The organism is Trinickia sp. (assembly GCF_057351765.1).
Genome location: NZ_JBMRBK010000079.1, coordinates 72,488 through 93,400, shown reverse-complemented (window position 1 = coordinate 93,400; position 20,913 = coordinate 72,488). Strand labels below are relative to the sequence as shown.

General features: G+C 64.9%; 17 protein-coding genes. 8 read left to right on the top strand and 9 right to left on the bottom strand.

The window, feature by feature from the left end:
• Positions 1–75: 75 nt before the first annotated feature.
• The gene (locus tag ACO1XS_RS22445; protein ID WP_486391735.1) at positions 76–1,557 is read left to right on the top strand and encodes a flavin-containing monooxygenase; all 1,482 of its coding nucleotides are present in this window, start codon (positions 76–78) and stop codon (positions 1,555–1,557) included.
• An 11-nt stretch (positions 1,558–1,568) separates the two neighbouring features.
• Here ACO1XS_RS22445 and ACO1XS_RS22440 read toward each other — a convergent pair whose 3' ends face one another.
• Complete coding sequence (locus ACO1XS_RS22440; protein WP_486391734.1) at positions 1,569–3,221, bottom strand: methyl-accepting chemotaxis protein; 1,653 nt, start codon at positions 3,219–3,221, stop codon at positions 1,569–1,571.
• Positions 3,222–3,613: 392 nt separating this feature from the next.
• On the opposite strand from ACO1XS_RS22440, the gene ACO1XS_RS22435 reads away from it, so the two are divergent.
• Both ACO1XS_RS22435 and mscL read left to right on the top strand, forming a co-directional pair.
• The gene (locus tag ACO1XS_RS22435; protein WP_486391733.1) at positions 3,614–5,020 is read left to right on the top strand and encodes a methyl-accepting chemotaxis protein; all 1,407 of its coding nucleotides are present in this window, start codon (positions 3,614–3,616) and stop codon (positions 5,018–5,020) included.
• Between the two features lie 143 nt (positions 5,021–5,163).
• Positions 5,164–5,610 (top strand): large conductance mechanosensitive channel protein MscL, encoded by a 447-nt coding sequence (mscL, locus tag ACO1XS_RS22430; RefSeq protein ID WP_331572201.1) that lies wholly within the window; start codon positions 5,164–5,166, stop codon positions 5,608–5,610.
• 68 nt (positions 5,611–5,678) lie between these two features.
• On the opposite strand, the gene ACO1XS_RS22425 is transcribed toward mscL, so the two are convergent.
• A complete protein-coding gene (locus ACO1XS_RS22425; protein WP_486391732.1) occupies positions 5,679–7,670 on the bottom strand; it encodes a hybrid sensor histidine kinase/response regulator in 1,992 nt (663 codons plus the stop codon).
• Between the two features lie 44 nt (positions 7,671–7,714).
• Positions 7,715–9,319: a sensor histidine kinase gene (locus ACO1XS_RS22420; RefSeq protein ID WP_440559371.1), complete on the bottom strand. Its 1,605-nt coding sequence runs from the start codon at positions 9,317–9,319 to the stop codon at positions 7,715–7,717.
• A gap of 384 nt (positions 9,320–9,703) precedes the next feature.
• Here ACO1XS_RS22420 and ACO1XS_RS22415 point away from each other — a divergent pair, with 384 nt between their 5' ends.
• Complete coding sequence (locus tag ACO1XS_RS22415) at positions 9,704–10,186, top strand: hypothetical protein (protein ID WP_331572195.1); 483 nt, start codon at positions 9,704–9,706, stop codon at positions 10,184–10,186.
• A gap of 35 nt (positions 10,187–10,221) precedes the next feature.
• Here the strand turns inward: ACO1XS_RS22415 and ACO1XS_RS22410 are convergent, their stop codons facing one another.
• On the bottom strand, positions 10,222–11,109 hold the full coding sequence (locus tag ACO1XS_RS22410; RefSeq protein ID WP_331572192.1) for an NAD(P)-dependent oxidoreductase: 888 nt from the start codon (positions 11,107–11,109) through the stop codon (positions 10,222–10,224).
• A gap of 182 nt (positions 11,110–11,291) precedes the next feature.
• Between ACO1XS_RS22410 and ACO1XS_RS22405 the strand changes: the two genes are divergently transcribed.
• Positions 11,292–11,501 (top strand): dodecin, encoded by a 210-nt coding sequence (locus ACO1XS_RS22405; protein ID WP_173258142.1) that lies wholly within the window; start codon positions 11,292–11,294, stop codon positions 11,499–11,501.
• Positions 11,502–11,576: 75 nt separating this feature from the next.
• Here ACO1XS_RS22405 and ACO1XS_RS22400 read toward each other — a convergent pair whose 3' ends face one another.
• The 4 genes from ACO1XS_RS22400 to ACO1XS_RS22385 all read right to left on the bottom strand — a co-directional run bounded on the left by ACO1XS_RS22400 (position 11,577) and on the right by ACO1XS_RS22385 (position 16,486).
• Positions 11,577–12,665, bottom strand: coding sequence for a BMP family ABC transporter substrate-binding protein (locus ACO1XS_RS22400; protein ID WP_486391731.1), 1,089 nt, complete (start codon positions 12,663–12,665; stop codon positions 11,577–11,579).
• Between the two features lie 72 nt (positions 12,666–12,737).
• A complete protein-coding gene (locus ACO1XS_RS22395) occupies positions 12,738–13,667 on the bottom strand; it encodes an ABC transporter permease (RefSeq protein ID WP_486391730.1) in 930 nt (309 codons plus the stop codon).
• 46 nt (positions 13,668–13,713) lie between these two features.
• A complete protein-coding gene (locus tag ACO1XS_RS22390; RefSeq protein WP_331572186.1) occupies positions 13,714–14,817 on the bottom strand; it encodes an ABC transporter permease in 1,104 nt (367 codons plus the stop codon).
• Between the two features lie 73 nt (positions 14,818–14,890).
• On the bottom strand, positions 14,891–16,486 hold the full coding sequence (locus ACO1XS_RS22385; protein WP_331572184.1) for an ABC transporter ATP-binding protein: 1,596 nt from the start codon (positions 16,484–16,486) through the stop codon (positions 14,891–14,893).
• Positions 16,487–16,686: 200 nt separating this feature from the next.
• Between ACO1XS_RS22385 and ACO1XS_RS22380 the strand changes: the two genes are divergently transcribed.
• Positions 16,687–17,622, top strand: coding sequence for a LysR substrate-binding domain-containing protein (locus ACO1XS_RS22380; RefSeq protein WP_331572182.1), 936 nt, complete (start codon positions 16,687–16,689; stop codon positions 17,620–17,622).
• A gap of 37 nt (positions 17,623–17,659) precedes the next feature.
• Here the strand turns inward: ACO1XS_RS22380 and ACO1XS_RS22375 are convergent, their stop codons facing one another.
• A complete protein-coding gene (locus ACO1XS_RS22375) occupies positions 17,660–19,057 on the bottom strand; it encodes an 8-oxoguanine deaminase (protein ID WP_486391729.1) in 1,398 nt (465 codons plus the stop codon).
• Between the two features lie 229 nt (positions 19,058–19,286).
• On the opposite strand from ACO1XS_RS22375, the gene uraH reads away from it, so the two are divergent.
• Both uraH and ACO1XS_RS22365 read left to right on the top strand, forming a co-directional pair.
• The gene (gene uraH, locus ACO1XS_RS22370; RefSeq protein ID WP_331572178.1) at positions 19,287–19,643 is read left to right on the top strand and encodes a hydroxyisourate hydrolase; all 357 of its coding nucleotides are present in this window, start codon (positions 19,287–19,289) and stop codon (positions 19,641–19,643) included.
• 39 nt (positions 19,644–19,682) lie between these two features.
• Positions 19,683–20,876 (top strand): urate hydroxylase PuuD, encoded by a 1,194-nt coding sequence (locus tag ACO1XS_RS22365; RefSeq protein ID WP_486391728.1) that lies wholly within the window; start codon positions 19,683–19,685, stop codon positions 20,874–20,876.
• Positions 20,877–20,913 lie beyond the last annotated feature (37 nt).

The window sequence follows — 20,913 nt, the reverse complement described above, 5'->3', positions numbered from 1 at the left end:
CGCGCGCATCGCACTCCGCCCGCTGCATCCGACAGAGGCTCCCCGCGCGGGAGCCTCTGTCGTTGGGCACTGACGATGCCGGCCGCACGGCCCGCGAGCACGCCTCGCATCGCAATCGTCGGCAGCGGTTTTGCCGGTATCGGCATGGCCATCCGCTTGCAACGCATGGGCATCGCCTCGTTCGTGATCTACGAGGCAGCCCACGATGTCGGCGGCACCTGGCGGGACAATGTCTATCCCGGCGCTGCGTGCGACATCCCCTCGCATCTCTATTCGTTTTCGTTCGAGCCCAATCCATACTGGACCCGCACGTTTGCTTCGCAGTCCGAAATTCTCGCGTATTTGCAGCGCTGTGCCGACAAGTACGGCCTCGCGCCATCCATCCGCTTCGGCGCGCGCGTGAGCGCGGCCCGCTTCGACACCGCCACGCGCGTCTGGCAGCTCGACATCGTGCGCGGCGGCTCGCGCGAGCGCGTCGAAGCCGATATCGTCATCGCGGCCAACGGTGCACTGTCGCGGCCGGCGCTACCGGCCATCCGGGGCATCGAGCGCTTCGCGGGCAAGCTCTTTCATTCGGCGGCGTGGGACCATGACTATGCGCTCGAAGGAAAAACGGTTGCCGTGATCGGGACGGGTGCGAGCGCGATACAGTTCGTGCCGCGCATCCAGCCGCGCGTTGCGCAGCTTCACCTGTTTCAGCGCACGCCGCCATGGATCATGCCCCGACCGGATCGGCCGATCAGCGAGCGCGCACAGCGGCTCTTTCGGCGTTTACCGTTGTCGCAACGTCTGTTGCGCCATGCACTTTATTGGCAGCATGAAGCCCGGGCCGTCGCGTTCGTCTTCCATCCGCGGTTGATGAAGGGGCCCACGGCATTCAGCCTCGCCTATCTGGCGCGACGGGTGCCCGACGCCCATTTGCGCGAGAAGCTGACACCGGACTACCGGTTCGGCTGCAAGCGCGTACTGCTTTCGAGCGATTACTACCCGGCGCTCGCGCAGCCGAACGTCGAACTCGTGACGAACGCCATCGGCGAGATCGTCACGGACGGCATCGTCACGACGGACGGCAAGCATCGCGCGCTCGACGCGATCGTCTGCGCAACGGGGTTTCAGGTCAACGATGTGGGAGCGCCCTTTACGGTCATCGGCGCGAACGGCGCCGATCTCGATGCGCGTTGGCGCCGAGACGGCCCCGAAGCCTATCTCGGCACGAGCGTGGCCGGCTTTCCGAATTTTTTCATGATCGTCGGCCCCAATACGGGGCTCGGCCACAACTCGATGGTTTATATGATCGAGTCGCAGATCGACTACATCGCCGATTGTCTGCGCACGCTCGCTCGCCGCGGCGCCCGAACGATGACGGTGACGGACGCCGCGCAGCGCGCGTTCAACGAGCGCCTGCAGGACACGCTGCGCCGTTCGGTCTGGCAGACCGGATGCCGCAGCTGGTATCTGAGCGCCAGCGGAAAAAATACCGCGCTGTGGCCAGGCTTCTCGTTCGTTTTCAAACACCGCACGCGCCGCGTGCGGGTCCGCGATTACACGTTCGCCTAACCCGCTGCGCGTCAGACCGGCAATGCGGCAGCCGTGGCAGGCTCGCGCCGTGTGTATGATGCCGGCGCATGAGCGACGACCGCGCGTGCATTCGCGGTGGCGGCAGCGCCCGCGTGCGCGTCGACACGAAACGCCGCAACGGCAGCTTCGAGTTGTGCCGCTTGCTCTTCGAGCGACGCCGCCGCGGCGGCGGCTTCTTCGACGAGTGCCGCGTTTTGCTGCGTCACCGTGTCCATCTGCATGACAGCCTGGCCGATCTGATCGATGCCGTTGGATTGCTCGACCGAAGCCGTGCTGATCTTGCCGATGATATCGGTCACGCGCTGCACGGCGCCCACGACTTCCTGCATCGTCGTCCCGGCGCGCGCAACGAGTGTCGTGCCCGCCTGCACCTTGTCGGCCGACTGCGCGATCAACGCCTTGATCTCCTTGGCGGCGCTCGCGCTGCGCTGCGCGAGCGAGCGCACTTCCCCGGCCACCACGGCGAAGCCCCGGCCCTGCTCGCCCGCGCGTGCCGCCTCGACGGCCGCGTTGAGCGCGAGAATGTTGGTCTGGAAAGCGATGCCCTCGATCACGCCGCTGATGTCGCCGATCTGGTTCGAACTCGATGCGATGTCTTCCATCGTCCGCACGACATCGCTGACGACCTCGCCGCCGCGCGTCGCCGTGAGCGATGCCTCGTCGGCGAGCGCATTGGCTTCGCGCGCATGATCCGCGTTCTGTCTGACCGTCGCGGTCAGCTCTTCCATGTTCGAGGCCGTCTGCTGCAGCGAAGACGCCTGCTCTTCCGTGCGCTGCGAGAGGTCGGCATTGCCTGACGCGATCTCGCGCGCGCCGTGCATGATGGCCTCCGAGCCGCTGCGCACCCGGCCCACGGTCGAGGCCAACGCGGTCTGCATCTGCTTGAGCGCAGTCACGAGACGCCCCATTTCGTTGTTGCGGCTCGTATCGATCGCACCGGTCAGGTCGCCCGAGGCAATCCGCTCGAAGTGACGAATGACGCTGTCGATCGGCCGCACGACCGCCGCGACGAGCGCCGTACGCGCGATGATGCCGATGACGAAGGCAACGAACGCCATTGCGGCGGCGGCAAGCGCCAGCGTGTGGAACGCCTGCTGCGCCCCATCGTAGCGCGCCTGCTGATGCCGGACCTGCAACGCTTCGAGCGCCGTGATCGCGGCATCGTAGCGCGCGTAGAGCTGATTGGCTGTGCGTCCCTGGATATTGCGGAATGCGTTGAAATCGTTGTCCGTCAATGCCTTGAACTCGGGCTCGATGCCCTGGTCGATGAGCGCCTTGCGGGCCTCGCCGACATTGTTTGCCAGCGTGGTTTCTTCGGCGTCGCGCGGTTTGCGCAGATACTCGGTCCACTCCGTGTCGCTCTGCTTGAGCACGTCATGCGCTTTCGGCAGCATGTCGTCCGAGGCCTCGCCCATCGCAAACAGCGTCTCGTAGCTGGCCAGCGCCAGCCGCAGTTGCAGCATGCGCTCGGAACTCGTTTTCAGATGCGTGAGCGCAGCCGTATCGGTCGCATACATCTGGCGAAGCGCATCGTTGCTTTGATTGAGCCCAAGCATCGCCACTACCATCGTTGCAATGAGGGCGAGTGTGTAACCCGCGATGGTGAGCGTCAGCCCGCCGCGTATCGTCAAGCGATTGAACATGATATCGGCATGCGCGCCGCAAAAGGAACGCGCACGGTTTCTCCCGTAATGTGTGACGCACGCACGAATGGGCTCTCTGACGGAGCGTGGGAACTAGCCCGGGGCTGCTGCGAGGGGTCTCATCGGGCGCGTCGTGCGTGCAAAGCCGCCGCTCAATCTAAAGACTTGTTCGCGCACGCGCAATGGCGGAAATTCACTACTCCGCAAACCTCAAGTCGGAACGCTGTCGCGCCGTAAACACATGGGTCGAGCATGCGGCGGCCGTGTCGTTCGCGACGCCCTCGATGCACTCGCGCGTAAGGCCTGCGTAAGACAGATTCGATAGAACTGATTCGCACCGGCGTTGGCCGGGAAGAAAAACGACCGGAGCCGAGCTCCGTCAGGAGACCTTCATGATGCGCTTCGTCAAGCGCCGGCCCCGCTCCGCGCACTCGCTCGTCGGCGATATCGCCGAGCACGCGGGCAAGCTCGGCGTCGAAATCTGCGACGTATCCGGCCACGTCGAAGAGGTCGCCAACCGCGTCGCGACTCAGGCGCACGTGTGCCGGCAGTTGCGCGAATCCGCCGCCGTGACGATGGCCGGCAACCACCGTATCGCCGAAGCGGCGCGCCAGGTGCGTGTCGTCAGCGCCGAAGCCTCGCAAGCCGTCGACGAATCGCGCATCACGCTCGACGCATCGCTCGAGGATATTCATGGGCTCGTGCGAGGTGTGACGGGCATCGCCACGCAGATCGACGCGTTGCGCGAAGCGCTCGCTCATGTCAGCAGCGTATCCGAAGAGATTTCGCTCATCGCCCGGCAAACGCATCTGCTCGCGATCAACGCCGCGATCGAAGCGGCGCGCGCGGGCGAATCGGGCAAGAGCTTCGCCGTCGTAGCCGCCGAGGTCAAAAACCTCTCGAGCAAGACGGCTCAAGCGACATCGCAGATCGAAGCCACACTCGCGCGCCTGACCTCACAGACGGAGCAATTGATTGCCGACGGCACGGAGAACACCGCTCGCGCCAATCGCGTGAAGGACGGTACGCGCGCGATCGGCGAAATCGTCGCGTCCACCGGCAACGCCGTGACGAAACTGCACGGCGAAGCCGAAGAGATCGCGACGCTCACGACCGAAATCGAAACGCAATGCCATACGCTCGAACAGGCGGTGGCCGCCATCGCGAACGACGTCGAGCAATCGGGCGAGAACTTCCTTCAAGCGAAAGACCGCCTTTCCAACCTCGTCAGCGTCTCGGAGACGCTGATCGAACTGACCGCCGCAACGGGCGTCGAGACGCCCGATACGCGTTTCATCGAGGCCGTGCAGCGCACCGCCGCGGCGATCGGCAAGGCGTTCGAGGCCGCCATCGCGCGCGGCGATATCCGGCTCGAGGACCTCTTCGACGCCAACTATGTCCCGATCCCGGGTTCCGATCCGCAGCAGTTCATGACGCGCTTCACGCAATTCACCGACCGGGTGTTGCCGGCGTTCCAGGAGCCGCTGCTCGCGCTCGACGAGCGGGTCGCGTTTTGCGCGGCCGTCGACGTCCGAGGCTACCTGCCGACGCATAACAGGAAGTTTTCCGAGCCGCAGCGTCCCGGCGAGCCCGCCTGGAACGCCGCGCACTGTCGCAATCGCAGGATTTTCAACGACCGAACGGGACTCGCTTGCGCCACGCATACGAAACCGTTCCTGCTGCAGACCTACCGCCGCGACATGGGCGGCGGCCAGTTCGTGACGATGAAAGACGCATCGGCACCGATCTTCGTCGCAGCACGGCATTGGGGCGGACTGCGCCTCGCCTACCGGATCTGAGCAGGCACGGCGAGATCGACGCGACGGCTGAAGACGCGCCGCGCACCGAACGAAAAAACGCGCGCTCGGCGCACCCGTTCGCTATCATGGCCGCGGGCGCCAACATTCATTGCCGCGCGCCCTTCACAAGGAGGGAAGAAAACATGAGCATCGTGAAGGAGTTCAAGGAATTCGCCGTCAAGGGCAACGTGATGGATCTCGCGATCGGCGTCATCATCGGGGGCGCCTTCTCGACGATCGTCAATTCGATCGTCAAGGATCTGATCATGCCGCTCGTGGGCGTGGCAACGGGTGGGCTCGATTTCTCGAACAAGTTCATTCGCCTGGGCGACATCCCTCCCTCGTTCAAGGGCAATCCCGATTCGTTCAAGGATCTGCAGACGGCAGGCGTCGCCGTGTTCGGTTATGGCTCGTTCATCACCGTGGTCATCAACTTCCTGATCCTGGCGGTCATCGTCTTCGGAATGGTGAAGTTCATCAACAAGCTGCGCGAGCTCGAAGCCGCCGAGCCCGCCGCGCCGGCGGAGCCGCCGCCCCCGTCCGAAGACATCATACTGCTGCGCGAGATACGCGATTCGCTCAAGCGCTGAGCGACCGAGCGCTCAGCGGCCGATCTCGGGGGACGCGCGCAGAACGTCTTGCGCAGTCGGGCGTCGCCTCACGCCGCCGCTGCGCGCGCGCCGCCACCGCCGGCTTTTTCCGCCGCGGTGCGCTGGATGAGCTCTTCAAGTTGAGCGAAATTGACGGGCTTCGTGAGGTGCGAAGTGAACCCGGCCGCCAGGCAGCGCCGCACATCCTCGTCCGTGCCAAAGCCCGTCAGCGCGACGGCCGGGACTTGCGAGCGCTGGCGGAATGCGCCGATGAAATCGATCCCCGTGCCATCGGGCAAGCCGATGTCGCTGACGATGAGGTCGAACGAAGCCCCCTGCGATGCGGACAACGCGCTTGCCACTGAGGACGCGACCGTCACCTCATGGCCGAGCCCGCGCATCAGCTGCGCCATGACTTCGGCCGTATCGGCGTGATCCTCGACGAGCAGTATCGCCAACCGCTCGTCGGCGCCGCCCGCGGCGGCGTCGGTCACCTCGGGCGCCGCCGCGGGCGCGGCAACGGTCGGTAGAGCAATCGCGAAGGTCGCACCGCAATGCGGCCCGGGGCTGTGGGCGCTGACAGTGCCGCCATGGGCGTCGGTCAGCGCCTTGGTGATGGCCAGCCCCAGACCCAACCCGCCGAACTGCTGGGTCATCCGTTGACTGCCCTGTTCAAACGCATTGAAAAGCTTGCCGATCTGATCGGGAGCAATGCCGATTCCCGTATCCTCGATCGAGATTTCGATCTGCATGCGCGCGTCGCGCGTGCGCACATAGATATGGCCGCCGTCAGGCGTGAACTTCGCCGCGTTACGCACGAGATTCCAGAGCATTTGCTGCAGCCGGGCACGATCCGCCAACACATAGCGGTTGCTCGCCATTTTCTCGACATTGACGTCGAGTTGCTTGACATGGATCTCGCTGTGAAAGAGTTCGAGCACACTGTCGATCACTTCGTGTACGTCGACCGCTTCGAGCGAGAGGCGCAATTTTCCGTTGGCAACGCGCGTGAGATCCAGAAGGTCGTCGATGAGCCGCGCCTCCAGTTCGATGTTGCGCCGGATCATCTTGACGGTTGCTTGCGCGGCATCGGGCAGGCCCGGCATCACCTCGAGCACGCGCGTTCCCGCGAGCACCGGGGTCAACGGTGTGCGCAGCTCGTGCGAGAGCATGGCGAGGAAACGGTCCTTCGCGCGATTCGCTTCCTCGGCCGTTTGGCGCGCGCTTTGTTCGGCAGCGAGCAAGCGCTCGCGCTCGTCGATCGCCTCGCGCTGCGATTGGATGTCCGTGCAGCTCGCGAACCATTTGGCGATGCCGCCATTCGCGTCGCGCACCGGTGCGATGCGCATGTCGAACCAGCGGTATCTGCCATCGCTGCCCCGAATGCGCAGCTCGTGCCGATGATCGGCCGCATCGCCTCGGACCGCGTCGAGCCAGTTGCGGCGCAGCGCTTCCCGATCGTCTGGATGCACCGCGTCGAGCCAGCCGAGGCCGCGCGACGCCGCCTCGTCGAGCCCGGTATAGGCGTACCACTGTTTGGAGAAGAAATCGCACTCGCCGCGCGAGTTGCTCGTAAAAACGAGGTGCGGCAAGGTCTCCGAAAGACTCCGGTAATGTGCCTCGCGGTCGCGCAGCAGCAGGGCCTCCGCCGACGCACGCTGCAGGCGAACCTGCGCGAGCACGCGTTCGACGGCTTCCGGCAGATAGTCGAGGTAGCCTTCCGACTTCGGCACCACGTCCGATATGCCGGCGCGCAGCGCCTCGATGACTCGCGATTCGTCGGTGAACCCGGTCACGAGGATGGCAGGCAGCGCGATGCCCTCCCGCCGCAGCCGGCGAAAGAAATCAAGCCCTGTTTCAGCGCACCCGAGTTGATAGTCGAGTACGAGCAGATCGGGCCGGTCGCCCTCGATGCTCGCGCGCGCCGCCACGACGTTCGAACTCGAAAATACGCGACAGCCCGCGCGCTCGAGCGATTTTCGCGCGAGGCGCAAGATGCCCTCGTCGTCGTCGACGACGAGCACGCGGGCAGTTGCCGGGCCAGGCGCGGCGTCGTTCATACGGGTGTTCGCCTCTCGATTGGTTTGTCGTTTTCTTTGACAGATTACGAACGAACTGGTTGTTCCGGCAGTGTCACAAAAAACGTGGACCCCACGCCTTCCTCCGATTCGACCCACGTGCGGCCGCCGTGCCGTTCGGTCACGCGCCGCACGAGCGCGAGCCCGATGCCGTCGCCCTTGGTCCGATCGCCATGCAGCCGCTGGAACGCACTGAACATCTTCGACATATAGGCCTTTGGGATACCGAGCCCGTTGTCACGCACATAATAAGTGCGCATGCGTGTCGCACGCTCGCCGGGCTCGGCGGGCGGCTGCTCGAGCGCACCGATTTCAATGCGGCCCGTTCGCGCCGGGTCCAGATAATTGACGGCGTTACCGATGAGGTTGCCGAAAATCTGCTCGATCGCCGTCGGGTCGCCCCACACCGGGGGCAACTCACCGACCGAGATCACGACACCGCGCTCGCTGATCTGCGCATGCAGCGATTCCACCACACGCGCCACGGCCCGAGCCACACTCACCCGCTGCCACTGATACTCGAGGCGCCCCGCTCGCGAAATGCGCAACAGTGCGTCGATGATCGACGCCGAGCGCGAGACGGCGGTCCGCAAAAAGTGCAATGCCTCGCTCAAATTACCATCCAGCACGTGCGAGATGCGCGCCCGCTCGGGTCCGGGCAAACGCGCGTCGTCCAGCATCCCGCGCAATTCATCGCACGATACCTGCAGCTCCCGCGAAAAGCCCTGCAAATTGACGAGCGGCGAGCGCAAATCGTGCGAGACGCTATAGATGAACATATCGTTGTCCTGCTTTTGCTGGCGCAGATTGTCATTCACCTCCGTCAGTTCCCGCGCGCGCGCCTCCAGCGTGCGCTGCAACGCGATCTGTTCCTGGTCCACGGCCGCCAGCCGGGCGCTCGTCCGATGGAGCACGGCGTCGAGCTCCGCCAGTTCGTCGTTACCCGCGAGCGGCGCGCCGAGCGACTGCGCGCGACCCAACCGCTCGGCATTGGCAGTCAGCGTGGCCAGCCGGCGGCCGATATCGCCCGCGAAGCCCAGCGCCGCAACAGCCCAAATCAGCATCGAGCCGGCAATCGCGGCCACGAGCGCATGACGCTGCTCGTCGCGCGTGGCGGAAAGCTCGGCGCTGCGCTGCGCATCCAGCCGCGATTCGGCATCGACGAACGCATCGAGTTCGTCGCGAAAAACCCGGATGGGCTCCGGCAGCGGCGAGTCTTCGACCGACGCCAGCCGGATCCGCTGCCCGCTGCGCAGTGCGGCGTAGACTGCGTCGGACTGCGCGCGATACGCATTGACCGCTTCGCGCATGCGCCGCACGCGCTCCACCTGAAGCGGATCGTCGCCGACGAACCGCTCGAGTTGCGCCAGCCGATCGCCCAGGTCGACCCACACCGTGCGACGGTCGATAAACGCGGGGTCGCCTGCGATGAGCCCCGCGCGCACGCGGGACGCCGCGCGCAAGAGCGGATCGGCGATCACCGACGCCTGATAGAGAACCTGCTTACTGTGCGCTGCCCACTGCGCGGCCTGCGACGTCTGCTCCTGAGTCTTCGACAACATGCCGAGCAATGCCAGTTCGACGACGCTCGGCACCGCGATCAGCAGCAGCCCCTTCGTGAACAGTTTCATGTGTCCTTAGCGGCCCTCTCCTGTCTCCTCTTGCTCCGAACCGCGCGCCGTAGATCGATCGTGGCTGCGCCGCGGCACGACCCTTGCGGCCGAGAGGAACGTGAACCGCCCCATTATCGTCGCAGCCGAACGATATTTCAACGCGCCCGAAGAGGCGCGAGCGTACGCAAAATCGCCATTTTTTCTCAATTCGATGAGCACGCGCACGATACACGGGCCTATTATTGGCATAGATGTCGGGCGAGTGTGGGGACGCGAGTCGCGCACGCTTGCGCCACTGCATACGGGGCACGATTTGCATGAAGCATGCGCCGATCGTGAAGACGCCGTATCCGTATGCTATAAAAGATCGACGTGCGGCGCGCGAGAGCCGGGAGTGGTCGCATGAGGACGCTGTCTTTCTTGCAATTCTTTTTCAGGCGAATGTTTATGTCCTTCCCGAGAAAGCGCCGGCGCGCAAGCGCCCCGAGCGAGGAGTCCTTTCTTGCCGTGTTGCGGCAGTTCAAACCTTTCTGTCAGCTCGACACGAAGATCGCACGCGCACGAGCCCAGGACGAGCCCGTGCTCTATGCTCATGTGCTACCCGGGCTCGATGTCCTGCTTTGCAGCGTCCGCGGCGCGCAACCGCCCTATCCCGCAGTCGACGATTTGCGGCGCCGCTGCATCGAGTCGATCGCAAACGCGCTCGAACAGCCGCTCGACGGTCTCGAGAACGGTGGCTACTGGTATGAAGCCAACGGCTTCGGCTTTCTCGTGTTCGCGAGCCGTGCCCGCGCTCGCATTCTTCCGGAGTTCGGCGCCGCCGTGACGGAGCGCGGCCCGCGCCGCCAGAACGCCGGGGACGCCACCCCGCGATCGCTGCGCTGACAGCGCCGACGCTCGCGGCGCTCGCGCCTCCTGGCTTACGCCCGACGTGGGTGGACCACGTCGATGAACGCCGCGAGATCGGCGTTGGCCAGCCCCATCGCGGCGCCGAGCCGCACGATCTGCTGCACTTCGCTTACCACCGGCATCACGGCACCGGCGTCGCGGGCGGCATCGGCTATCGTGTCGATATCTTTCTGAAAGGTTTTCAACGAACCGAGCGGCGTATGTCCCGTCCCGGTCATGCGCGGCACGAACGTGCGTAGCAGCACCGAATCGGCCCAGCCCCCCGCGAGCGCTTCGGGCAGCCGCGCGGCATCGATGCCGCTGCGCTCGGCCAACCCCACGGCTTCCGCGATCGCCGCGACGGTTGCGCAGACGATGGCCTGATTGCACAGCTTCGTCGTCTGCCCGGCTCCGACCTCGCCCATCCGCGTCACGCGTGCCGCATAGGCAGCGATCACGGGCGTCAGTAAATCGATGTCATCCGCCGCGCCTCCCGCCATGACAGCGAGCGTTCCGGCTTCGGCGCCGGGCACGCCGCCGGAGACCGGTGCGTCGATCCAGGCCACGCCGAGCCGGGCTGCGCGGGCCGCATAGTCGCGCGTGGCGGCCGGTGGGATGCTCGAATGGTCGACGATATGCCGGATCCGGCCCGCCCCGGCGTCGGCACAGTCTTCGCCGAGTATGCCGCCGAGACCGAAGACGACTTCGCCGACAGCGTGCGCGTCCGATACGCACAGGAAAACGGCATCCACGCGATCCGTCAACTCGCGTGGTGTCTCCACACGGTGCGCGCCGGCAGCCAGCAGCGCCTGTGCCTTCCCGGGCGTGCGATTCCAGACCCAGACCCGGTGACCCGCCTGCAACAGGCGACGCACCATCGGGCCACCCATGAGACCCGCGCCGCAAAATCCGATGTCCATCGTTCCCCCTTTTCCCTCCAGAGCCTTGGAACGAACCCTGCGCCTTCGGCCATGGCGGCCGCGTCTTGCGCTCGGCGCATGCCTGCACCATGTGTTCGCTTGCGCGCTGTCGCCGGATTCAGTCGCATGGCGCGCGTCAGCGCTGCCTATACTTTCTTTTCCCGCCAAGAACGGAGTCTCTCATGAACGACCACGTCTACAAGCAGATCGAGCTCACGGGCTCGTCGACGAAATCGAGCGACGATGCCATCCGTTGCGCCCTTGAACGCGCCACGAAGACCCTGCGCAACCTCGACTGGTTTCAGGTGACCGAGATTCGCGGGCATCTGTCGAATGGCGCCATTGCGCACTGGCAAGTCTCGCTCAAGGTCGGCATGCGTCTGGACGATTGACGCTCGGCTTCAGCGCCCAATACCGCCGGGTCACCCGGGGGCCGCGCGGCAACGGCACGCCCCCGGTGAGCCGGCTTATTTCGGCAGCGTACCCTCGACGCCTTCGACATACCAATTGAGCCGCTGCAGTTCGGTATCGGCAAGCGCCTTGCCCGCCGGGACTTTCACCGCCCCGGACTGATCCTTGATCGGCCCGCTGAAGACGTCCCACTTGCCGCCGGCGATTTCGCCGCGCTTGGCCTCGACTCTCTTTTGCGCCTCGGCCGGAATCGCCGCCGTGTTGAGGTCTTCGAGATTGACCGCCTTTTGCGGTATGCCCCACCAGACAGGCTCGTTCTTCCACTTGCCGTCGAGTACCTGCGCAATCGCGGCCGAGTAATAGACACCCCAGTGCGCCACCACCGAACCCAGATGCGCATCGGGTCCGAACTTCTTCATGTCCGAGTCCCAACCGAAGGCATGGACTTTCCGGGCCTCCGCCGTTGCAAGCGTCGCGCTCGAATCCGTGTTTTGCAGCAGCACATCGGCCCCTTGACCGATCAGCGTTTCGGCCGCCTGCTTTTCCTTGCCCGGATCGAACCAGCTGTTGATCCAGATGACCTTCGTATGGATCTTCGGATTCACCGAGCGGGCACCGAGCGTGTAAGCATTGATGTTGCGGACCACTTCCGGAATGGGCACCGAGGCGACGAAGCCGAGCGTATTCGTTTTGGTCACATAGCCGGCGACCACGCCGGCCAGGTAGGCGCCCTGGTACATTCGCACATCATAGGTGCCGAAATTGGGCGCCTTTTTGTAACCGGTGGCGTGGAGAAAGACGGTATCCGGGAAATCTTTCGCGACTTTCAGCTCGAAGTCCTGATAGCCGAAGCTCGTGCCGATGATGATCTTGTTGCCCTTGTTCGCCAGGTCGCGAAAGACGCGTTCGGAATCGGCCGATTCAGGCACGTTCTCGACACGCGTCACTTTGATCTTGCTTCCGAACTTGGCTTCGGCTTCCTTCGAACCTTGATCGTGCGCATAGGTCCATCCCGCGTCGCCCGGATTGCCGAGGTAGACGAATGCCACGCCCGGCGCATCCGCGGCCTGCGCCGGTGTGCCGAAGGCACAGGCCAGCGCGAGCGCGAATGCACCGGCGAGCGTGGTCGACATTTTTCTTCTCATCGAATTTCTCCGTTTGTGTGGATTGAAGCGGTTTTCATGCGATCGGTTCGTGCGCCGAGCGACACGCGGCCTTCAGCCCGCGGCGAAGAACGGCTTGCCGAGCGACGCTGGCGCATTGAGCTTGATTGTGTTCGGATTGTGCGAGATCACGGCGAGCACGACGATCGTCGCCAGGTAGGGCAACATCGCGAGAAACTGTGTCGGCACCGGCACGCCCGCACCTTGCGCGTAAAACTGAAGACCGGTCACGGCACCGAAGAGCAGCGCGCCGACCAGTAGCCGCCAAGGCCGCCACGTGGCGAACACCACGAGCGCCAGCGCGATCCAGCCGCGCCCCGACGTCAATTGCTCCTGCCAGAGCTGCAAATAGACGATCGAGTAATAGCCGCCCGCGAGCCCGGCCATGCCGCCGCCGAAAACCGTCGCGCCGTAGCGCACGCCAACGACCGAAAAGCCGACCGAGTGGGCCACTTGCGGCGATTCGCCGACCGAACGCAATACGAGCCCCGCACGCGTGCGGTAGAGGAACCATGCAACGGCGCCAAACAGGGCGAACGCAAGGTAGCCGAGGGGCGTCAGTGTAAAGACCGACGGCCCCAGCACCGGCACATGCGCGAGGCCGGGAATCGGCCACGCCGCGATCGTCGTGTGCGCCGCCGCCGAAGTGTAGGGCTTGCCCACGTAGGCCGACAGCCCGATACCGAAGATCGTCAGCGAGAGTCCCGTCGCCACTTGATTGGCCAGCATCGTCAGCGTGAGAAAGGCGAACAGCAGTGCCATGGCGGCGCCGGCACCGATCGCGGCGGCCACCCCGAGCCACGCGTTGCCCGTCGTCGCCGTCACGGCATAACCGCTTACCGCGCCCATCAGCATCATGCCTTCGACGCCGAGGTTGAGCACCCCAGACTTTTCGGTCACGAGCTCGCCGAGCCCCGCATACATCAATGGAATCGCGGCCACGACCGCGCTCGCGGCGAGATTACTGATTTGATCGATGTTCATCGTTGAATCGTTGATCGGTTGATGGGCTGACGGGTTGGCGCGGGGCTCAGGTTTGCCCGGCAAGCGCGACGCGCCGCACGCGGTAGTTCACGAACAAATCGGCTCCGAGCAGGCAAAAGAGCAGCAGCCCCTGAAACACGCCGCTGAGCGCCTGCGGCAGTTGCAGCGAGGTCTGGACGGCCTCGCCGCCGAGATAAAGCAACGCCATCAAGAGGCTCGCGAAAACGATGCCGACCGGATGAAGCCGCCCGACGAAGACGACGATGATGGCCGTGAACCCGTAGCCCGGCGACCAGCTCGCCTGCAATTGACCGATCGGTCCGGCGATTTCGCCCATGCCGGCCAGACCGGCAAGCGCGCCGCTCACGAGCAGCGAGGTCCAGATCGTGCGGCCCTCCGAGAACCCCGCATAGCGCGCGGCCAGCGGCGCGAGCCCGCCCACGTTCATGCGGAACCCCGCAAAGCTCTTGCGCATGAAAAGCCAGACGAGCGGAACCGCCGCGGCCGTTATGAAGATCGACGCATTCAGACGCGTGCCGCGCATGAACTTCCAATGCCAATCCCCGCCGAACGTCGGATAGAGCGCATCGCCCGAAAACATCTCCGAGATCGGAAAGTTCATGCCTTGCGGGTCGCGCCAGGGACCGCTCACCAGGAAGATCAGCAACTGGGTGGCGACATAGGTCAGCATGAGGCTCGTGAGAATTTCGCTGGTGTTGAACCGGCTTTTGAGGAAAGCCGGTATCGCCGCCCAAGCCATGCCGCCAAGCACGCCTGCCGCCATCATGAGAGGCAGGATCCACGCGCCGCTCGCCTGATCGAAATGGATCGCCACGCCGCTTGCGGCGATGCCGCCCGCCAGCATTTGTCCTTCCGCGCCGATATTCCAGACGTTGGCTCGGTAGCCGAGCGCGAGTCCCAGGCCGATCAGACAAAGCGGCGACGCTTTGAGGAAGAGTTCGGACCAGCCGTTGACGCTCGAGAGCGGATCGATGAAAAAGGCGCGCATGGCGACGGCCGGATCGCGGCCGACGAGCCCGAAGATGGCGAATCCGATAACGAGCGTCAGCGCCGCCGCGATGAGCGGCACCGCAAGCCGCATCGTATGGGAGGGCGCTGTGCGGGCTTCGAGTCGGTAAGGAAATGGCATGGTCGAACGGTCGTGGTCGGTATCGTTTGTCGTATCGGTTGCGAGCGCTATGCGCCGGCGACGGCTATTGGACTCAGCTATGCGCCGGCTGCGGCTCCGACGGCGCTGCGCCCCGATCGCCGAACAGGCCCGCCATCCAGCGGCCGATCTCTTCGGCGTGCGTCTCGTCGGATTTACGCGCCGGCGACAGCCGCCCGCCCGCCAATACCGCGATGCGATCGCAGATATCGAAGAGCTCGTCGAGCTCCTCCGATACGACGAGCACGGCGACGCCCCTCGCCGACAGATCGAGCAACTGCTGACGGATGAACGCCGACGCGCCGACATCGACGCCCCAGGTCGGCTGCGCCACGACGAGCACCTTCGGCGAAAGCAGAATCTCGCGTCCGACGATGAACTTTTGCAGATTGCCGCCGGAGAGCGATTGCGCGAGCGCATCAGGCCCGCCGCATCGGACGTCGAACATCTCGATGCACCGCTTGGCGAAGGCGCGCATCGTCCGGGCGCCAATCCAGCCATGCCGCACCATGCGCGCGTCGCGATGCGCCGTCAGCAACGCGTTTTCCGCCAACGACATGGCGGGTACCGCGCCGCGCCCGAGCCGCTCTTCCGGGACGAACGCGAAACCGAGCCGCCGGCGCGCGGCGGGCGAAAGCCGCCCCGCGGGTTTGCCGCACAGCATCACCGCGTCGGCAGCGACCGCGCCATTGCCCTCGCCGGACAGCGCCGCCAGCAGCTCGGCCTGCCCGTTGCCCGACACGCCGGCGATGCCGAAAATCTCGCCCTCATGCACGTCGAACGAGACGCCGGCGAGCGACGTGCCGAACGGATCGTTGCTCGCAACCGAGAGGTCCCTGACCGAGAGCAGCACCGCCCCCGGCGTATGGGGCCGGCGCGTGTAGTCCGGCAGCGAATGGCCGACCATCAACTGCGCGAGCGACGCATGTGTTTCGTCGCGCGGCCGGACGCGACCGGTCACGCGGCCGCCGCGCATCACGGTCGCCGTATCGCAGAGCGCCTGGATTTCGTCGAGTTTGTGGCTGATATAGAGAATGCTGCAGCCCTGAGCGGCAAGACGCCGCAGCGTTTCGAACAGTTTCTGGACCGCCTGCGGCGTCAACACGGAAGTCGGCTCGTCCATGATCAGCAGGCGCGGATGCTGTAACAGGCACCGTACGATCTCGACACGTTGCCGCTCGCCGACTGCCAGGCTCGCCACATGCCGCGCGGGATCGATGTCGAGCCCGTACTCGTGCGAGACGTCGCGAATCCGTTTCGCGAGCGCGGCAAGGTCGAACGGTTCGTCGAGCGCGAGCGCGATGTTTTCGGCCACGGTCAGCGTTTCGAACAGCGAGAAGTGCTGGAACACCATCCCGATGCCGAGCTTGCGCGCCGCCGCGGGGCTCGCGATCTCGACCGCCGCCCCCTCCCAGCGGATTTCCCCGGCATCGGGCCGCACCGCGCCATAGATGATCTTCATCAGCGTGCTCTTGCCCGCGCCGTTTTCGCCGAGCACCGCGTGAATCTCGCCCGGCGCGACGACGAGATCGACGCCGTCGTTGGCACGCACGCCCGGATACTGCTTGCTGATACCGTGAAGTGCGAGGCGCGGTGTGCGCGGCGCCGCCGCATCGTCGAATCCGTTCTCTGAAAAGGAAAGATCGCTCATAAGTTAATCGCCTGGCCGCCGCGGCCCGCGTGCATCGCCGTGGTCCGACGATACCCAAATCCCGGCGTACCGTCGAGCCGACAAAATCGAAGGGGAACCCGACGCATTCCTCGCTTGACGCGAATTTATGCACATATTAAAAGCCTGATATCCCCGCCCCCGATCGATCAGCCGCTCAATATACGGAAAACGGAGAGAACATGAGTCAGCAACGCGAGGCGATCGACACTTACCTGCTGCGCGTCCTGCATACCCTCTTGATGGAGCGCAGCGTGACGCGCGCCGCCGTCAAGCTCAATCAGTCCCAGCCCGCGATCAGCGCCGCGCTGCGCCGCTTGCGCGACATCACAGGCGATCCGCTGCTCGTGCGCGGCAAATCCGGCATGGTGCCGACCGAATACGGCCTGAAGCTGCTCGAGCCCGTGCAGAACGCGCTACGCGAAATCGAGCGAATCCGCTTTCAGCAACATAATTTCGATCCGGCCACCTCCATTCGTTGCTACCGCATCGGCTGCCCCGACTACCTGAACGTGCTGTTCGTCCCGACCGTCGTCGAGCGCTTCCGGCAAGCCGCACCGAACGCGCAGCTCGAGTTCCATTCGCTCGGCCCCGCTTTCGATTACGAACTCGCGCTCGAGGAAGGCAAGCTCGACGTCGTCGTCGGCAACTGGCCCGAGCCGCCCGAGCAATTGCATCTCTCGAATCTGTTCATCGACGAGATCGTCTGCGTCATGAGCAAGACCCATCCGTTTGCCAAGCGCGGCGCGCTGACACTCGATCAATACCTGAACGCCCCGCATCTCGCGCCGTCGCCCTATTCGGTCGGACAGCGCGGCGCCATCGACGTGCATCTCGCGCGCGAGCGGCTCAAACGCCACGTCGTCGTCACGCTGCCTTACTTCAATCTCGCGCCCTACGTGCTCGTGAAGTCCGATCTGATCTTCACGACCACGCGGCTCTTCGCCGATCACTACGCGAAGTTTCTGCCGCTCACCGTGCTGCCGGCGCCGCTCGACTTTCCGCCGATGCAGTACTACCAGCTCTGGCACGAACGCTCGCACTACTCCGACGAAGTGCGCTGGTTGCGCAGCGTAGTCGCCGACGCCACGCGCTCGCTCGTCGGCGATGCGGCTTGATACAGCGTAGCGCCCCTTCGCGCAACGCCGCGCGCATTCAGCGCGCCGCTTGCGCGAGGCTGCGCGCGAGCGCGTTGTGCCGCGCGATAAGCGGCGCCAGTTCGAGCGTTTCGAGCCGCCCTTCGCGCACGACCACCTTTCCGTCGATCACGCTCCATGCAGCCGGAGACGGAGCGCAAAAAACCAGTGCCGCCACGGGGTCGTGCAGCCCGCCCGCGAAGCCCGGTTGACGCAGGTCGAAGGCCGCGAAATCGGCCGCCATGCCGGGGGCGAGTGCGCCAATATCGTCTCGCCCGAGCACCGCGGCCCCACCGAGCGTGGCGAGTTCCAGCGCCTCCCGCGCACTCATTGCATTGGGGCCGAAGCCCACGCGCTGGAGCAGCATGGCCTGCCGGGCCTCGGCCACCATCTGTGCGCCGTCGTTCGAGGCCGAACCATCGACGCCCAGTCCCACCGGCACGCCAGCGTCGCGCATGGCCCGGATCGGGGCGATACCCGATGCGAGCCGCATGTTCGAGCATGGGCAATGGGCAACGCCCGTGCGTGTGTGTGCGAAGCACCCGATACCTGCCTCGTCGAGTTGCACGCAGTGCGCATGCCACACGTCCGGGCCGACCCAGCCGAGGTCCTCGGCATACTCGGCGGGCGTCATGCCGAAGCGTTCGCGTGTATAAGCCACGTCGTCGACGTTTTCGGCCAGATGCGTATGCAGCGAGACGCCGTATGCCCGCGCGAGCGCCGCCGATTCGCGCATCAGATCGCGGCTCACCGAAAACGGCGAGCACGGGGCGACCGCGATACGCAGCATCGCGTAGCGGCCGGCGTCGTGATAGGTCTCGATGAGGCGCCGCGTATCCGTCAGAATCGCGCCCTCGTCCTCGACGAGGGCATCCGGTGGCAAGCCGCCGTCCTTCTCGCCCACGCTCATGCTGCCCCGGCACGCGTGAAAGCGCATGCCGATGCGTGTCGCCGCCGCAATGCTGTCGTCGAGCCGGCTGCCGTTCGGGTACAAATAAAGATGATCGCTCGATGTCGTGCATCCTGAGAGCACGAGCTCCGCCATTGCCGTCAGCGCCGAGACTTCGATCATCTCCGGTGTCAGATGCGCCCAGATGCGGTAAAGGCTCTTGAGCCAACCGAACAGTTCCGCGTTTTGCGCCGCGGGGACTGCTCGGGTCAAGCTCTGATACATGTGGTGGTGAGTGTTGACGAGACCGGGCATCACGAGGTGGCCGGCCAAATCGAGCACTTCGTCCGCGCCGCCCGGCAACTCGCTCGTCGGCCCGACGGCGGCGATCCGGTTGCCTTCGATAAAAAGCCCCGCATCGCGCAGTTCGCGGCGCGCCCCGTCCATCGTCACGAGCACGTCGGCATGCTTGACGAGTAGCGTTGCGGGCCGCGGCGCAGCTGCTCCGGCGCCTGACTGATCGGGCATGTACGCTCCCTATGTAGACAGGCCCTAACGATCGAGGGCCAAAATAGCGGTGGCAATAGGTCCACCTGCGATACCCACCTTCACGGCTACGATATAGTCGTCCTCGCCGGCGCGAGTCCGGCTCCATCCCTGCCGCGCGTCATGCGAGCGCCATTATCTTTCCTATCGGTCGCGCACGCAGCGTTTCGACTTTTTAGAATGCCGACATACGAACTCAGGACCGCATGCGATGGGACAACTCACCACCCACGTGCTCGACACCGCGCACGGCCGGCCCGGCGCCGGCATCAGGATCGAACTGTTCGCGCTCGGCGGCGACGATAGCCGCGCGCTCGTCGCCACCGCTGTCACCAATGCGGACGGCCGCTGCGATGCGCCGCTCGTCGAAGGCGGCGCGTTCGCGAGAGGCGAGTACGAGCTCGTCTTTCATGCAGGCGATTACTTCGCCGCGGCCGGCGTTGCCCTACCGCAACCACGCTTCGTCGATCGCGTCGTACTGCGCTTCGGCGTGGCGGATGCGGCGGCTCATTATCACGTGCCGCTCCTCGTTTCGCCGTGGGCGTACAGCACCTATCGCGGCAGTTGACGCGCCGCGACGATCGCATTCGAACGCTGGAGACACTTCATGGCAGGTTTCGTAACCGACTGGCTCAACCTCGCGATCCGCTGGTTTCATGTCGTCGCCGCGATCGCCTGGATCGGCGAGTCGTTTTACTTCGTGGCACTCGACAACAGCCTCAAAAAACCGAAAGACGCGGCCCTCGCCGCACGCGGCGTATCGGGCGAGCTCTGGCACGTACATGGCGGCGGTTTCTACAACATGCAGAAATACATGGTCGCCCCCCCGGCGTTGCCCGACCACCTGCATTGGTCGAAGTGGCCGTCCTACACCACGTGGATGTCAGGCTTCGCGCTTTTTACCGTGCTCTATCTGTTTGCACCGGGCACCTATCTGATCGATCGCAATGTGCTCGACATGGGGCCGGTCGTGGCGATCGCTTCGGCGCTCGGTTTTCTCGCCGCAGGCTGGATCGTCTACGATTCGCTGTGCCGTGTACTCGGCTCGAACGATCGGCTGCTCGGCCTATGCGTAGGCGCGTATGTGCTCGCGGCGATCTGGCTCGCTTGCCACGTCTTCGCCGGCCGCGCAGCCTATCTCATCGTCGGCGCGATGCTCGCGACGATCATGTCGGCCAACGTGATCTTCGTGATCATCCCGGGGCAACGCAAGATGGTCGACGCCATGCTGAAGCGGCAGACCCCCGACCCGATCTACGGCAAGCGCGGCAAACAGCGCTCGGTGCACAACACCTATTTCACGCTGCCCGTCGTTTTCGCGATGCTATCGAACCACTACGCGATGACCTACGCCCATCCTTATAACTGGGCGGTGCTCGCACTCATCATGCTCGCGGGGGCATTGATCCGGCAGTTCTTCGTGATGCGTCATCGCGGCGAGGCACGCTGGTATCTGCCGGCCTCCGGGATTGCGCTCGTATTGATCGCGCTCGTATGGACGATGCCGCGATCGGTCGCGCCGCAAGCCCAGGCGGCTCAGGCGAGCGCGCTGCGCGTCGCGGATATCGCACCCATCTTGCAGGGCCGGTGCGTAGCCTGCCACTCGGCGCATCCAAGTTTGATGGGTAGCGCGCCCGCGGGCGTCATGTTCGATACCCACGAGCAGATCGAGCAAAACGCGCAGCGTATCTACCAACAGGCCGTTCAGTTGAAGTCGATGCCGCTCGGCAATGTCACCCACATGACCGACGACGAGCGAGCGAAGCTAGCGGCGTGGTTCGAGGCCGGCGCGCAACAGTGAGCGGCCGAAAAAAAAAGCCCGCCGACAAGGGCGGGCA